Here is a 1,116-nt window from a genome sequence, read left to right on the forward strand (position 1 = left end):
GACTGCCGCCTCGATGCCGGGCCGGTGCGACTGCGGGATGAACACCTGAGCAGGCCCCCGTCCCTCCTCCACGCGGGTCTGCGGACGCCGGCTGGTCGACGAGTTCGGCATGGAGGGCATTTCGTACTCCCTCGTGCACGACTACGTCGCCCGCCGGCGTCCGCAGACCCGCGTGGAGGAGGGACGGGGGCCTGCTCAGGTGTTCATCCCGCAGTCGCACCGGCCCGGCATCGAGGCGGCAGTCGACTTCGGCGACGTCTACGTGAAGCTGGCCGGGGTCATGACGAAGTGCTCGCTGTTCACCTTCCGCCTGGCGTACTCGGGCAACGCGGTACACCGACTTCGCATCCGAGGGGCAGGAGGCGTTCTTCGAGGGACACGTGCACGCCTTCAGGGTGCTGGGTTCCAGCGGGCAAGGTCCGCTACGGCAACCTCAGCTCCGCGGTCGCCCAGGTGCTGGGCTTCACCCGGGCCACGGTTGAGACCCAGCGGTGGACCGCCTTCCATTCCCGCTACGGCCTGGAGGCCTTCTACTGCTAGCCCGGCCTGAAGGGCGCCCATGAGAAGGGCGGCGTCGAGGGCGAAGTCGGACGGTTCCGCCGCGACCACCTGGTCCCCGTCCCGGAGGCCGCCACGCTGGCCGAGTCGAACGCTCGGAGCGACCAGTGGGACGAGCCGGACGACCAGCGCCGGATCGGTGCCCGGCCCCGGAACCGTGGCCGGGTGCTTCGCCGCCGAACAGCGGTTGCTCAAGGCCCTGTCAGACGAGCCGTTCGAGACCGGCCGCTGGTCCAGCCCGCTGGTGGACCGCTACTCGACGCTCAGCATCCGTACCAACCGCTACTCGGTGCCGGTCCGGCTGATCGGCCAGCGGGTGCGAGTGCTGCTGCACGCCTCCGAAGTGGTCATCTACGACGGCCGCACGGAGATCGTCTTGTGACCAGGTCTTTCGGGAGCTGTAACTGGGTGTCCGGTGTGGTGGGTTGTGTGTGTGGGTGAGGGTGTGTCGGGGTTTGTTGCCGGGTTGATCGGGCCGGAGTGGGTCTCGTGCACACGTCTTGACAGGGGTGAATCGTAAGGGGAAACATCACTCTGCACCCGTCGGGAGAGCGCTTT

The 1,116-nt window shown here is 68.2% G+C and carries 1 protein-coding gene; it reads left to right on the forward strand.

Going from position 1 to position 1,116, the window contains the following annotated elements; all coding sequences use genetic code 11:
• Positions 1–697: 697 nt before the first annotated feature.
• Positions 698–940, forward strand: coding sequence for a hypothetical protein (locus AB0M29_RS45235; RefSeq protein WP_365393704.1), 243 nt, complete (start codon positions 698–700; stop codon positions 938–940).
• The last annotated feature ends 176 nt before the right edge of the window (positions 941–1,116 follow it).

The organism is Streptomyces sp. NPDC051976 (assembly GCF_040680795.1).
Taxonomy (GTDB): Bacteria; Actinomycetota; Actinomycetes; order Streptomycetales; family Streptomycetaceae; genus Actinacidiphila.